A 14,899-nucleotide genomic window follows, 5' to 3' on the forward strand; every position below is an offset into this window, starting at 1 on the left:
GCCCTCGTCAAATCATTGCGCTTTTTCTTTACGCGGTTGTCGCAACACTTCGTTGATTTGCGGATCGTCCAGCGGACCCGAAATGTGATAGCGCAAAATGGAGACTTTGCTCCACAGCGGTCCCAGCACTTTACTGGCGGCAAACACTGCCGCGCCAACAATGGGGTTAACCGCAAAGGCCGCAGCCACACCCACCGTCGCAGAAATCTCTGGTGCGACAACCGCTTCCATATTCAGGTCGCGACGTACCAGATTTACCGACCCTTTCATAGCGATGTCCGCTTCCAGGCCATCCACCAGCGTGTCGTCGGTGTGCATAACGCCGTCTTTAATCCACGCGGTGCTGCGAATGGAGTCAAAATAGAACCCTTCGCCAAAAGTGTCTCTGAAATCAAAACGCAGCTTACGCATCAGGGCATCTACGCTCAATAAGCGCAGCAATTGCCCGGCATGTCCGGTATTGATTTCGGTAATTTCGCCTTTACCCAGTTGAGTATGAATGATGCCATTCAACGTCGCCTCATCTGGTTGCCAGGGTGCTTTGCGCCAGTGTAAATCGTAATCCACATTAAATGACGACTGGCGTATGGGCGTCGTGACACCAAAAAATTCTGCGGCGGCATCAATTTTCTGCCCACGCAGTTTTCCTTTCAGCGAGGTGCGTTCATTCCCCGGATTGTTAACCCATTCACCATCGGCAGTGAGCCGCGAAAAACCAGTATCAATCAGTCCATTAGTCAGCGTTAATGTATTGCCAGAAATGGTGATATCACTGTCAATGCGCCCGAATTTTTGCCCCCAGAACCAGCACTCTGCGCATCGTATTTGTGCGTCCGGCCAGCCACGGAAGCTAATGCGCTCCGTTGTCGGGAAAGGTGATGAATTCGTTGAGTCACCATGAGTTTTCGCCACGCTTGGGTTGTAATAAAGATATTTGATATTCGCCAGCCACGGCGCGTTATTACGCATCGCCAGCGTGGCGTTGATTTCACGCCCTTGCGCCTCAACCAGGGTGCCATTTGCCGTCGGTTGCGAAACAATACTCAGGTTATTCCATTGCTGATTTCCCAGCGACAACATAGGCGTACGTAACGTTATGTGTTGTGGGAAACTCGCTGCACCACCGACACTCTCCGCAGCGCCTTTCTGGAACAGGGCCAGCCACTCGGCACCATTCATCGGCGGCATATTGAGTTCAACGCCACTTTGTTCCGGCAACGGCGGGAGCGTTTTACTGTCTGCCGCCCAAATAGCACGGTCGAGCGTCAGCTTTTGACCGAGCAACCAGCGGCTATTGAAATGGTTATCTGCACCAGCCTGTCCGGTTAACTCAAAGCTGTTGAGATTGCCATCAACCTTAACGTTTACCGGCAGTGGTTCACCCGCAGGTTTGGCTAACGGTGAAGGTAAGTGACTGCTCACATTCTTCAGGTCGCCGTTCAGCTCTACGTTATAGGTCGCGCCAGCATGATAAGGCAGATCAATGCCCACTTTACCATCCCACGCCACGCTGCCACTTAATGCTTCGTTCACCGCTTCAGGCAGAACGCCGGTTTTCGCTGGTTGCCAGTTACCGTTGAGATTCACCGCGACCTGGTAGGCTTTTGCCCCTTCTTTGGTGGAAAAATCCACGTTCAACGGCTGATTAAACCAGCTTGCTGTCAGTGGTTCACTTTGCAGATCGCCATTGATAAAGCTGAATTTACCGCTCAAATTTTTCAGGGTGCTGTCGAGTGGTTTGATAAACAGACTGTTATTACGCAGCGTCACATCACCTTTCGCGGTTACCAGTTCGCCGTTCAGCGGGATATCAAGATGTAAGCGAGCATTCACATCGCCGTCGAGCTGGAGTTCTTGCAGGGTCGCACCCAGAGAATCTTTCAGCGGTGTCTCATCAAAGTAAGGGCCAACGGCTTTACCCGGACCTTTAATGTCAGCGTCAATCAGCAGTTTTTCTTTTGAGTAGTCAGGGATCACTGCGGTGAGATTACTTGCGCGCACGCCGCCCAGATTAACGCCATCGGTTTTCATCCATAAACCGTCGTTAATAAAGTCCAGTTCAATATCAAGGTTAGTTAATGCAGGCCAGTCCGGCTGGAAGGCAAACTTCGCGTTGCGCAGCGGTACCAGCACTTCAAACTGACCTTCGTTGTGTTTATAGGGGAAGAGTTGCGGATTGCCACCATAAACCAGCGTCGCGTTATCCGCTTCACCGCCCTGAATCGCGCCACTTAAGTAATCAACCAGGTCTTTACCCATCAAGTTTTCCGGGAAATAGCGCCAGGCTTGTGAACCATCATCGGTACTGATGCCAGCCAGAATACCCAGCCAGGGTTCATCGTTAGCTGGTTGCAGGTAACGAAAACCGCCGCGCGCATGGACGGCTTTGGCTTTAACGTCAATATTACGCCCATCCAGCTGGAAACCTTTGTCATTGTTCAGCCAGCTTATCGTTGCCTGGCCGTCGGCGATTTCCAGTGGCGCACGGAATACCGTTTCGTAAGGCATCTTTGCCTGCTTCATCGACGCAGTAAGCAAACCATTTTCTACGCTGCCGGAAAGCGTCCCGGAGAAGTGTTCCGCACCCGGTAATAATTTCCATTGCTTCCAGGCCAGATCGCTCCACGATGCCTGAAAACGGGTCTTGTCTGCCGCCTGAAGCGGGATATCCAGCGCCAGCGTGTTAATCTTGCCGCTCGGTTGTGTGGAGCGCCAAACATCACCCAGTGCAGGTGAAAGTTTCGCGGCCAGCGGGCGTATGCCCTCCAGGCCTGCCAGCTCCAGATTACTGGCGCGAATCCGGAGTTCGTCACTGCGTTTATTGTCTTTGCCGCCAACGTCCTGTTCCGGTATCCAGGCCAGCGTCAATGCTCCGCTCGGCCAGGGTTTGCCGTCCATCGTGATCCGTGTATCGGGAATAGAGAACTGCCAGCCTGGATTTTCACGCGTAATATGCGCAGTCAGATTATCCACCGACAGCGTATGTGTTTCCTTCTCGCCCAACCAGCTGGCACCGCCCTGTTTCAGCCAGACGTCACCGCCGGTTACATCGCCTTTGTCGATCGTCATCCAGCCTTCAAGGGAGAACTGTGCCGTTTCCAGCGCAATATTGTCCTGCATCCATTTACCGAGCCACGGCTTCAGGTCGATGTCATCCGCCTGGAGCCAGACGCGACCATTGCTTAACAACCCCTCATCATCGCGCAAATCCATACGCACCTGCATCACGCCGTGCTGTCCGGTAAGGCTGGAGAGGCTTACCAGGCCTTCCGCACGGTGTCGACGTGGATCGTTCAGCCAGGTGAGCTGTGGGATCGCCAGCTCGGCGCGCTGACCGGATGGCGTCAGGAAACTGACTTCACTGTCGCGGAGATCGAAATGGTCAAATTGACGAAGAAACAGATCGCTGATGTGACTGGCTTCCAGGCTATCATTACCACCGCCGCTGGTGATAGGAGTGTTGGTGCGAAAACGCAGCTGCCAGAAAGTGAGGTCGCGAAACTGCCAGCGCATATGTAACAGGCTCTGCCAGACATCCAGCGCCAGAGTAACGCGTTTAACCGAAAATTCGCCGCCATCTTTTAGTTCTGCACGGATGTCGTGCGCTTCAAGCGTCGGACCAAAATTCTGCCAGCTGGCTGAGAGCTGACTGGCTTCTACCGGCATGCCAGTCGCGGATTCTATTTTGTTGAGGATTTCCGGACGCCAGGCGTCAAGATGCGGTAAAGCAATACGCAGGCCGCTAACCAGCAGGGCAGCGATCACAACGAGCGCGGCTCCAGTAAGCAGTAAAATCCCCGGCAATCGCCTCACCCGTCACTCCTTGTCTGCTAAAAATGTGACTCAAAAACCCTTTGCCGGATGGCGGCCCAGCATCTGTTTACATCATTACGACGTCAAACTGCTCCTGGTTATAGAGCGGTTCAATTTGTACTTTAACCTGTTTACCAACGAAAATTTCCACTTCCGCCAGCGAGTGTGACTCTTCGCCTTTCAAGGCTTCAGCTACTGCCGGAGAAGCATAGACCAGGAAACGGTCGGAATCATAAGCATGGTGTACACGAACAATCTCGCGCATGATTTCATAGCATACCGTTTCCACGGTTTTCACCGTTCCGCGACCGTGGCAGGTTGGGCATTCGTTACATAGTACGTGCTCAATGCTTTCGCGGGTGCGTTTACGCGTCATCTCCACCAGCCCCAGCGCCGAAAAACCATTAACGCTGGTTTTCACCCGGTCTTTGCTCAACGCCTGCTCCAGCGAGTGCAGCACGCGGCGGCGGTGATCTTCATTATTCATATCGATGAAATCAATAATGATAATCCCGCCCAGATTACGCAACCGTAACTGGCGAGCGATAGCCTGCGTCGCTTCAATATTGGTATTGAAAATGGTGTCGTCCAGATTGCGATGACCGACAAACGCCCCGGTATTGATGTCTACGGTGGTCATCGCTTCGGTCTGGTCGATAATCAGATAGCCACCGGATTTCAGTTCTACTTTGCGTTCCAGCGCTCGCTGAATTTCGTTTTCGACATCAAAGAGATCGAAAATCGGCTGGCGTCCGGTGTAATGCTCCAGCTTGCTGGTCATCTCGGGAATGTACTCCGAGGTAAACTCCAGCAATGCTTCGTAAGTCAGGCGTGAGTCAACGCGAATGCGGTCGAGTTCGGCGTCGGCGAAATCACGCAGAACACGCTGCGCCAGCGCCAGTTCGCCGTACAGCTGATAACGAGTCTGCGGGCGCTTTTTACGCTCCATCACTTTGGTCCAGACGCGTTTCAGATAAGCGGCATCGGAGGCCAGTTCAGCCTCGCCAACCCCTTCAGCTGCGGTACGGATGATAAACCCGCCCTGCTCGTCGCAATACTCTGCGACCACTTTTTTCAGGCGTTCACGTTCTGATTCGCTTTCAATACGTTGGGAAACCCCAACGTGAGAAGCCCCTGGCATAAACACCAGATAGCGAGAAGGCAGCGTGATATCGGTAGTCAGGCGCGCACCTTTAGTGCCAAGCGGATCTTTCACCACCTGCACCATCAGATCTTGCCCCTGACGGACCAGTTCCGAGATGTCGCGTACCGTGAATTGCTTTTGTTCTTCACCCGCCACACATTCAGTGTGCGGCATGATATCGGATGCATGAAGAAACGCGGCTTTATCCAGCCCAATATCTACAAAAGCCGCCTGCATACCCGGAAGTACACGACTTACACGACCCTTGTAGATATTGCCTACTATTCCGCGTCGCGCCTCACGTTCAATATGAATTTCCTGCAGAATACCGCCATCAATATACGCCACTCGCGTTTCCGAAGGCGTTACGTTTACCAACAATTCAGCCGTCATGTTTATCCCTTTTCTCACGCAGTGCGTTAAAATTACTTAATAATTCATACGTTTCAACCAGCGGTAAGCCGACTACGGCGTGATAGCTGCCATTTATCTTCCTGACAAAACAGCCACCCAGCCCCTGAATACCGTATGCACCTGCTTTATCTAACGGTTCACCGCTGGCGACATAGCCCGCGATGTCTTCGTCTGTTAACGTTCTGAAAGTCACATCGGTGACCACCAGGCAATCGAGAATGTGCTGGCTGTCGGCCAACGCCACTGCCGTCATCACCTGATGGGTCTGACCCGATAATTTGCGCAACATCTGCGCCGCATGCTCTGCGTCGCGCGGTTTCTCGAGCACTTCTCCGTTCAGGATAACGATAGTATCCGCACCCAGCACCGGGAGATCCTGCGCCGTTTGCGCGACACCCGCCTGTGCTTTCTCGCGCGCCAGACGCACAACATACTGCTGCGCGCTCTCCTGCGGCTGACGCTGCTCCTCAATGCCCGTAACAATACGTTCAAAGGTCACGCCAAGTTGCGCAAGTAACTCCTGACGACGCGGAGAACCGGAAGCTAAATACAGAGAAGTCATAGAAACCTTTATTGCACTGCAAACTGCTGACGGACTTTACGCATCAGCAAGAAAATCCACGGCCAGAGCACCCCATTGACTACACTACTCCAGAACACTTCCGGTCTGAAAGAGACGTTAATCACTAAAAACTCTGCCCAGAAAACAATAATATCCACCACCAGCGAAAGCAACATGACGACCAGCGCCTGCTGCCATAATGCGAGGTTGCGGAAAAGCTGGTATTTCAGCGCCACCAGGTAAGCAATGATGCTCATCGCCAATACGCGTACGCCAAGCGTCGAGCCGCTGATCAGATCCAGTATGGCACCCATCACAAAACCTGTGCCCACATTTACGCGATGGGGCAAGGCCAGGATCCAATACAACAAGATGAGTAACACCCAGTTTGGCCGGAAAACAATCAGGTTATCCGGCCAGGGCATGATCTGCAGCAACAGCGCAATGAGGAAAGAGAGCCAGATTACCCAGCGTCCCTGGCTACGATAGCTCGCCACTATTGTCCTCCCGGCGCACGCGCAGGCGGTTGAGCACCACTTTGCGGCGGCGTAGCCCTTTGTGGAGAGCGATTAGCAGCGGGCTGTGTGGGCGCAGCAGGCGCAGTAACTGCATTTCCTGTCGCCGGTTGCTGCGGAGTCGGCTGAGTGATCCCCGTTGCCGGTTCAGGTAACTTTGGCCCCATCGCGTCTGGCGAAGGCAATACCTGCGGCATCATCTGCATCAAACGTTCATTAGCAACACGATGCACCTCTTCCGGCGTCATCGGGTTAGCGCCGTTACGATCCGCGCCCCACAGCAGCAGCAGATAACGCAAACGTTGCAGTCCTGCAGTCGGACGCGCCTGAATCACAGTATAAGCGCGCTGGGTATCGAGTTTTACGGAAGAGACAACCGCGACCGGATAGCCTTCCGGGAAACGACCGCCCAGACCGGAAGTCACCAGCACATCACCAACACGAATGTCCGTATTCGCTGGCAGATGCTCAAGCTGCAAATCATCCGTACAACCGTTACCGGCTGCAATTACGCGGATATCGTTGCGCAGCACCTGGATTGGCAGCGCGTGGGTCGCATCACAAATCAGCAGCACGCGGCTGGTCAGTTTAGCGACGGCCACCACCTGACCAACAACACCTTTGTCGCTGATAACCGGCTGGCCTTCATAAACGCCATTAACGCTACCTTTATCGATAACAACTTGATCGCTATAAGGATCGTTAACCGTGGAGATAACCTGAGTCACCATTTTCTGCTCATCCTGACGCAGCGGGGAACCCAGTAGCTCGCGCAGACGCGCGTTCTCCTGTTTGTATTGTCCAAGCATCAGCAGTTCACTGTTTTTCAGCAACAGTTCCTGACGTAACGCCCGGTTTTCAAGTTCTAGTTGGTCACGCGAGGCCAGCGTCTGCGATACGCCATCCAGCAATTCACGAGGAGCATTGGAAACAAAGTAGAAAGGACTGACGGCGGTATCCATATAAGTACGGATTTGACTGAACGTCCCCAGGCGGCTGTCGGCAATAATAATGCCGAGCGCCACCAGCACCGCCAGAATAAGGCGAATCTGTAGCGACGGGCCACGGCTAAAAATTGGCTTCATAAGTTATGCGTATTCTCGTATCAGACCAGGCAGGGTAAACAGACACTTCCCCTGCCTGCATCCGATTACTCTTCGCTGAACAGGTCGCCGCCGTGCATGTCGATCATTTCCAGCGCTTTGCCGCCACCGCGCGCCACACAGGTCAGCGGGTCTTCAGCAACAACGACTGGAATGCCGGTTTCTTCCATTAACAAACGGTCAAGGTTACGCAGCAGTGCGCCACCACCGGTAAGCACCATGCCACGCTCGGAGATGTCGGAAGCCAGTTCCGGCGGGCACTGTTCCAGTGCAACCATTACCGCGCTCACAATACCGGTCAGCGGTTCCTGCAGTGCTTCGAGGATTTCGTTGGAGTTCAGGGTAAAGCCGCGTGGAACACCTTCTGCAAGGTTACGGCCACGAACTTCGATTTCACGTACTTCATCGCCCGGGTAAGCCGAACCGATTTCGTGCTTGATACGTTCTGCGGTGGCTTCACCGATCAGAGAACCGTAATTACGACGTACATAGTTGATGATAGCTTCGTCGAAACGGTCACCACCAATGCGCACGGAAGAGGAGTAAACCACGCCGTTCAAGGAGATAACAGCAACTTCAGTAGTACCACCACCGATATCAACCACCATAGAACCGGTCGCTTCAGAAACCGGCAGGCCAGCACCAATTGCGGCAGCCATCGGTTCTTCAATCAGGAAGACTTCACGGGCACCAGCGCCCTGCGCGGATTCACGAATTGCGCGGCGTTCAACCTGGGTCGCGCCAACCGGCACACAAACCAGAACGCGCGGGCTTGGACGCATAAAGCTGTTGCTGTGCACTTGTTTGATGAAGTGCTGGAGCATTTTTTCAGTCACGAAGAAGTCGGCGATAACGCCGTCTTTCATTGGGCGAATGGCAGCAATATTGCCCGGCGTACGGCCCAGCATCTGCTTCGCGTCATGACCTACTGCAGCTACGCTTTTCGGTGAACCGGCACGATCCTGACGAATGGCCACCACGGAAGGCTCATTCAATACGATGCCTTGTCCTTTTACATAAATGAGGGTATTCGCAGTACCCAGGTCAATGGACAAGTCATTGGAAAACATGCCACGAAATTTTTTCAACATACTAAGGGATAATCCTGAAAGCTGGGGCGGAAAAGAAAATCCGCTTACTTTACCAACCACACGCAGCAGCGACAAGGCGCAAAAATCATCTGCTACGGTGAAAATTAGTGCAGTTCGTTTCCTTTGTTACAAATCTCTGCCTGAGTCCAGAAAGGCTTAATGCATCAGCAGCATTCCTCGCCTGTTTGCAACCGCGTAAGGTCATTCATCTGCATATGTGCTGCAACAATCTGGCGAGCAGACAAGCACACTCCCATGAGACGCAGCGCGCGTTATTCTACGTGAAAACGGATTAAACGGCAGGTTAAACCGAGTATCTTTGTGAATATTTTTTCACGTTAGTATCAAGTGGCTGTGAGGACGCGAAAAAATCCCCTTGCCCACCTGTAACACCGCGCTGAATCAGGGTCTGCCACTCGCTTCGCGAACGCACGCCGGTGGCGTAAACCTGGGTGCTGGTCCCGGAGCAGGCTTCCACCAGGCTTTGAACCAGCAGTTGGTTCTCCGTTCGCTTCTCAATGTTTCTGACCAGCCCCGGATGGAGCTTGAGTAACTCAACATTAAGTTCTTTGATCCAACTGGTGCTTACCAGCGTCAAACCAGCCTGGTTGACGGCTACCCGTACCCCTAAAGCATTCACTAAACGAATAACAGGTTGTAAGCGACTGATATGTTGACCAACATCGGCCTCTGCAAGTTCAATAATTATGTGTCTTCGTTGCGATTTTTCACATTGCATTAACGTATCGCGCAGCCAACGCTGAAAACGCGGGCGAATCAGCGACTCAACGGTAACCTGAATCGCCAGATTTTCCTCTGGCCAGTAACGCAATAGTGGAATAAGACGGCTGATTTGCAGGCGGTCATACTCTTCCGATAAACCAAACTGCAAGACCATCGGCATATACTCTGCCGAGCTAACCTCTTCATTACCATCGAAAATGCGGCACATGAGTTCACGATGATGAACCCGGCCTTCGCGAGTAACCGCCGGTTTTTGATAAAGGCGCGGGCCGCCGCGACTGAGCATTTGCTCGATAAGCGTACGCCAGCGAACATTACCGCGTCCTTTTTCAGGCAACGAGTCATCGTAAATAGCCCAGCTATTGCCGCCCTGCAATCCCGCATTACGCGTGGCAGACTCTGCATGTTCCATTACCTGCTCGGTATCCTGACCACTACGCCAGGCACAGATACCAATGTGGATCATATCGTCGCGATCGAGCATTTTATTGTTCGGCAAGGTATCGACGGCTTTGATTAACTGACTGGCGATGCTCTCTGCCTCTTTTAACGTCCGGTGCGGTAACAGCGCAGCAAAATCACTGCGGTGGTAACGCGCCAGCAGTGCGCCAGGGTAGCGCATCATAAATGTCGATAGCAGATTCGTCAGAGAGAAGAACTGTTCTTCAACCTGGCTGTGCCCCCAGGTATCACTCAACATATTGAAATCCGGCAGACGAATCATCATCACGATCCCGTGGGTACCTACTTTCTCTTGATCTTCCAGTAACGTTGCTAACTGATTATCGAAAAAGAGTCGGTTATTGAGGCCGGTTTTCATGTCCTGGGCGGCATAAGAGCGGATCAGCGTATCAAGACGGCTGTGTTGTTCGCGTGCGTTCTGAATTTCACAAAGCAGCGTATCCAGCGCACTGCTGGTTCTGGGCGGCCATTCATAGATGGTTCCCAACACATTAGAGCCACGCTCACCGTTTAAGATACGAGTAGCCCGGGTTTCCAGCAATTCTTGCCCGGCAAGTTGCCGTTGTAACCAGCGTACCGCCAGGAAGAGCATAAGAATGATAAAGCCAATCGCCCCCGTGAGCGGCGCGGTAGTCATTAAAGAATGGAAATAGTTGCCCATCGGATCCTGATAAACCAGACGCAGCGACATCCCCGGATGCTTTATCAACGGAACGCTCAGTTCACGAAACAGATCGTTGGTGCCAACCGGACGATAACTACCATTTCTGGCCAGGGTATAAACCTGCTTATCACCATGGAGCAGGTCTACACGAACGATATCTGCCGACATCATTAATTCGGTAATTTGTGGCCTTAATGTGCTGAAGTCATTCGACACTAGGTGGGTATCAATCGCCGTCGCCACCGCCTGAACACGATGACTAAACTTATACTGAATGGCGTTGTAGAAACTTAGCGAACAGCCCAGCAAAGTCACAAAAATTGTTAACCCGGTGAGCAGCGTGACAAAGGCCGAAAATTTCGTCGTTAATCTCATCCTTGTGTTAACTCCGATAGTGAGGAAGCGGGCATACTAGCAAATCAGATTTATCTCGCAATTTATTGCGCTTCATCGGCTTTGCTTTTCCATTAGCGAGTATAGTCTTCAGAAATTATTTTCCAATCCATCATGCACATGAGGACCACTTATGCAGGCGTTACTTTTAGAACAGCAGGACGGCAAAACTCTCGCATCAGTACAGACTCTGGACGAAAGTCGCCTGCCGGAAGGCGATGTCACGGTTGATGTTCACTGGTCGAGCCTGAACTACAAAGATGCGCTGGCGATTACCGGTAAGGGAAAAATCATCCGAAATTTTCCGATGATTCCTGGGATTGATTTTGCCGGAACTGTACGCACCAGCGAAGATCCGCGTTTTCATGCCGGTCAGGAGGTGTTACTCACTGGCTGGGGCGTTGGTGAAAACCACTGGGGTGGGCTGGCGGAACAGGCGCGAGTGAAAGGTGACTGGCTGGTTGCCATGCCGCAAGGGCTGGACGCGCGTAAAGCAATGATTATCGGTACTGCCGGTTTTACCGCCATGCTGTGTGTGATGGCGCTGGAAGATGCCGGTGTTCGCCCGCAGGATGGGGAGGTTGTCGTGACGGGTGCCAGTGGTGGCGTCGGCAGTACCGCCGTCACGCTGCTGCATAAGTTGGGTTATCAGGTCGTTGCCGTTTCCGGTCGCGAAAGTACCCATGAATATCTGAAAAGTTTAGGTGCCAGCCGTATTCTTCCTCGCGATGAGTTTGCTGAATCCCGTCCTCTGGAAAAACAAGTCTGGGCTGGGGCAATTGACACCGTTGGCGACAAAGTGCTGGCAAAAGTGCTGGCGCAAATGAATTACGGCGGCTGCGTGGCGGCCTGTGGTCTGGCGGGTGGTTTTACTCTGCCAACCACGGTCATGCCATTTATTCTGCGTAATGTCCGTTTGCAAGGGGTGGATTCAGTAATGACGCCACCAGCACGCCGCGCACAAGCCTGGCAGCGACTGGTCGCCGATTTACCGGAATCATTCTATACCCAAGCGGCAAAAGAGATATCTCTGGCAGAGGCACCGAAGTTTGCCGAGGCCATCATTAATAACCAGATCCAGGGTCGCACGCTGGTGAAGGTTAACTAACCATTTAGCAGGGAATAATAAGAGAGGGAACTCATTTTGAAATCATTATTCAATCGGTTAACGGGAAAAGCGGTTAGCCGGACAGCTTTCGTCGAACATCTTGGTCATGAAGTTGTACAACATCATCCAAACTGGAAAGTCATGATTTCGACTGACCATAAATTGATGCGCATTGATGCTCCACCAAACAGCCATTATTGATACGCCTCCGTCGCCTGTTAGGTTTATGGTGTTTTGCCTTGGCGACGCTACGCTTAATCTGTTACTGATTTCTGGTACCATGGGGGGAATAATCTGATTTTATTTGATTGCAAATTAACCACTTAAACCTATTGAATGCGGAACATTGTCAGTCGGTTAATTTTGCGTGCTTTAGCATTCACATCTTTCCGGACGATGCAGTGAAAATTGCGTAATCCTCAGCAACCGCTGCGTAATGTCGTCTATCTTGTCGCGATCCTGGCATCCCTACATTATTTGTGGTCTGTGAAGATTATCTCATTGCAGCCCCTCATCTTCGCAGGGCTGGCTTTACAGCTTTTCACCCTACGTTATAAGAAGTTCCGTCGATGATGGCGCTAATTTCGTGAATTGTGCGGCTTGTTGCAAATTACACGGTGTTGAAGGTTATTTACATGTTAGCTGTTGATTATCTTCCCTGATAAGACCAGTATTTAGCTGCCAATTGCTACGAAATCGTTATAATGTGCGACCTCGTCCTCCCTGACGCAGTTTTTGCGCTGCGGAAAAGGTGACATTGGCGCAACGAAGGTATATTTTGTTTTTTGCCGGAGGATAGCAGCAGATCGCTGCACAATGTCCGTCAAGTCTAACATTGACACTCTGGGGCAAAATAGACCGGCGTCCCGGCCTGCTGGAATTTATCGCTATGCATACAGCTGTCGGGGCATACGCTTTACAGACGGCGGTGAAACGCCTGTCACAATCACACTAAACAAAGAGTACGGAACCCACTCATGGATATTCGTAAGATTAAAAAACTGATCGAGCTGGTTGAAGAATCAGGCATCTCCGAACTGGAAATTTCTGAAGGCGAAGAGTCAGTACGCATTAGCCGTGCAGCTCCTGCCGCAAGTTTCCCTGTGATGCAACAAGCTTACGCTGCACCAATGATGCAGCAGCCAGCTCAATCTAACGCAGCCGCTCCGGCGACCGTTCCTTCCATGGAAGCGCCAGCAGCAGCGGAAATCAGTGGTCACATCGTACGTTCCCCGATGGTTGGTACTTTCTACCGCACCCCAAGCCCGGACGCAAAAGCGTTCATCGAAGTGGGTCAGAAAGTCAACGTGGGCGATACCCTGTGCATCGTTGAAGCCATGAAAATGATGAACCAGATCGAAGCGGACAAATCCGGTACCGTGAAAGCAATTCTGGTCGAAAGTGGACAACCGGTAGAATTTGACGAGCCGCTGGTCGTCATCGAGTAACGAGGCGAACATGCTGGATAAAATTGTTATTGCCAACCGCGGCGAGATTGCATTGCGTATTCTTCGTGCCTGTAAAGAACTGGGCATCAAGACTGTCGCTGTGCACTCCAGCGCGGATCGCGATCTAAAACACGTATTACTGGCAGATGAAACGGTCTGTATCGGCCCTGCTCCGTCAGTAAAAAGTTATCTGAACATCCCGGCAATCATCAGCGCCGCTGAAATCACCGGCGCAGTAGCAATCCATCCGGGTTACGGCTTCCTCTCCGAGAACGCCAACTTTGCCGAGCAGGTTGAACGCTCCGGCTTTATCTTCATCGGCCCGAAAGCAGAAACCATTCGCCTGATGGGCGACAAAGTATCCGCAATCGCGGCGATGAAAAAAGCGGGCGTTCCTTGCGTACCGGGTTCTGACGGCCCGCTGGGCGACGATATGGATAAAAACCGCGCCATTGCTAAACGCATTGGTTATCCGGTAATTATCAAAGCCTCCGGCGGCGGCGGCGGTCGCGGTATGCGCGTAGTGCGCGGCGACGCTGAACTGGCACAATCCATCTCCATGACCCGTGCGGAAGCGAAAGCTGCTTTCAGCAACGATATGGTTTACATGGAGAAATACCTGGAAAATCCTCGCCACGTCGAGATTCAGGTACTGGCTGACGGTCAGGGCAACGCTATCTATCTGGCGGAACGTGACTGCTCCATGCAGCGCCGCCACCAGAAAGTGGTCGAAGAAGCACCAGCACCGGGCATTACCCCGGAACTGCGTCGCTACATCGGCGAACGTTGCGCTAAAGCATGTGTTGATATCGGCTATCGCGGTGCGGGTACTTTCGAGTTCCTGTTCGAAAACGGCGAGTTCTATTTCATCGAAATGAACACCCGTATTCAGGTAGAACACCCGGTTACTGAAATGATCACCGGCGTTGACCTGATCAAAGAACAGCTGCGTATCGCTGCCGGTCAACCGCTGTCGATCAAGCAAGAAGAAGTTCACGTTCGCGGCCATGCGGTGGAATGCCGTATCAACGCCGAAGATCCGAACACCTTCCTGCCAAGCCCGGGCAAAATCACCCGTTTCCACGCACCAGGCGGTTTTGGCGTGCGTTGGGAGTCTCATATCTACGCGGGCTACACCGTACCGCCGTACTATGACTCAATGATCGGTAAGCTGATTTGCTACGGTGAAAACCGTGACGTGGCGATTGCCCGCATGAAGAATGCGCTGCAGGAGCTGATCATCGACGGTATCAAAACCAACGTTGATCTGCAGATCCGCATCATGAATGACGAGAACTTCCAGCATGGTGGCACTAACATCCACTATCTGGAGAAAAAACTCGGTCTTCAGGAAAAATAAGACTGCAAAAGCGTCAAAAGGCCGGATTTTCCGGCCTTTTTTATTACTGGGGATCGACAACCCCCATAAGGTACAATC

At 52.3% G+C, this 14,899-nt stretch carries 11 protein-coding genes and 1 pseudogene; 5 read left to right on the forward strand and 7 right to left on the reverse strand.

Going from position 1 to position 14,899, the window contains the following annotated elements:
• Positions 1 to 12: 12 nt before the first annotated feature.
• The 7 genes from yhdP to csrD form a co-directional block, all read right to left on the reverse strand.
• Complete coding sequence (gene yhdP / locus ACJHWT_RS01320) at positions 13 to 3,813, reverse strand: AsmA2 domain-containing protein YhdP (RefSeq protein WP_001253530.1); 3,801 nt, start codon at positions 3,811 to 3,813, stop codon at positions 13 to 15.
• Between the two features lie 67 nt (positions 3,814 to 3,880).
• Positions 3,881 to 5,350 (reverse strand): ribonuclease G, encoded by a 1,470-nt coding sequence (gene rng, locus ACJHWT_RS01325; protein ID WP_000123197.1) that lies wholly within the window; start codon positions 5,348 to 5,350, stop codon positions 3,881 to 3,883.
• Positions 5,340 to 5,933: a nucleoside triphosphate pyrophosphatase YhdE gene (gene yhdE / locus ACJHWT_RS01330; protein WP_000203096.1), complete on the reverse strand. Its 594-nt coding sequence runs from the start codon at positions 5,931 to 5,933 to the stop codon at positions 5,340 to 5,342. The genes rng and yhdE overlap by 11 nt, the downstream gene beginning before the upstream one ends.
• 8 nt (positions 5,934 to 5,941) lie before the next feature.
• Positions 5,942 to 6,430 (reverse strand): rod shape-determining protein MreD, encoded by a 489-nt coding sequence (mreD, locus tag ACJHWT_RS01335; protein WP_000179409.1) that lies wholly within the window; start codon positions 6,428 to 6,430, stop codon positions 5,942 to 5,944.
• On the reverse strand, positions 6,430 to 7,533 hold the full coding sequence (gene mreC / locus ACJHWT_RS01340) for a rod shape-determining protein MreC (protein ID WP_000802518.1): 1,104 nt from the start codon (positions 7,531 to 7,533) through the stop codon (positions 6,430 to 6,432). The genes mreD and mreC overlap by 1 nt, the downstream gene beginning before the upstream one ends.
• Positions 7,534 to 7,598: 65 nt before the next feature.
• Positions 7,599 to 8,642 (reverse strand): rod shape-determining protein MreB, encoded by a 1,044-nt coding sequence (gene mreB, locus ACJHWT_RS01345; protein ID WP_000913396.1) that lies wholly within the window; start codon positions 8,640 to 8,642, stop codon positions 7,599 to 7,601.
• Between the two features lie 304 nt (positions 8,643 to 8,946).
• Positions 8,947 to 10,887, reverse strand: coding sequence for an RNase E specificity factor CsrD (gene csrD / locus ACJHWT_RS01350; protein ID WP_001241448.1), 1,941 nt, complete (start codon positions 10,885 to 10,887; stop codon positions 8,947 to 8,949).
• 151 nt (positions 10,888 to 11,038) lie between these two features.
• Here csrD and ACJHWT_RS01355 point away from each other — a divergent pair, with 151 nt between their 5' ends.
• The 5 genes and pseudogenes from ACJHWT_RS01355 to accC all read left to right on the forward strand — a co-directional run bounded on the left by ACJHWT_RS01355 (position 11,039) and on the right by accC (position 14,821).
• A complete protein-coding gene (locus ACJHWT_RS01355; RefSeq protein WP_001148486.1) occupies positions 11,039 to 12,013 on the forward strand; it encodes an MDR family oxidoreductase in 975 nt (324 codons plus the stop codon).
• A 36-nt stretch (positions 12,014 to 12,049) separates the two neighbouring features.
• Positions 12,050 to 12,214, forward strand: a complete 165-nt coding sequence (locus tag ACJHWT_RS01360; RefSeq protein ID WP_000838293.1) for a hypothetical protein — start codon at positions 12,050 to 12,052, stop codon at positions 12,212 to 12,214.
• Positions 12,199 to 12,586 (forward strand): annotated as a pseudogene (locus ACJHWT_RS01365) (sulfoxide reductase heme-binding subunit YedZ); the annotation flags it as partial. The gene ACJHWT_RS01360 and the pseudogene ACJHWT_RS01365, both read left to right, overlap by 16 nt.
• Before the next feature lie 404 nt (positions 12,587 to 12,990).
• Entirely contained in the window at positions 12,991 to 13,461 is a 471-nt protein-coding gene (accB, locus tag ACJHWT_RS01370) for an acetyl-CoA carboxylase biotin carboxyl carrier protein (RefSeq protein WP_000354622.1), read from the forward strand.
• A 10-nt stretch (positions 13,462 to 13,471) separates the two neighbouring features.
• A complete protein-coding gene (gene accC, locus ACJHWT_RS01375; protein WP_000884639.1) occupies positions 13,472 to 14,821 on the forward strand; it encodes an acetyl-CoA carboxylase biotin carboxylase subunit in 1,350 nt (449 codons plus the stop codon).
• The last annotated feature ends 78 nt before the right edge of the window (positions 14,822 to 14,899 follow it).

Source organism: Escherichia sp. WS338, from assembly GCF_046486405.1.
Classification (GTDB): domain Bacteria; phylum Pseudomonadota; class Gammaproteobacteria; order Enterobacterales; family Enterobacteriaceae; genus Escherichia; species Escherichia coli.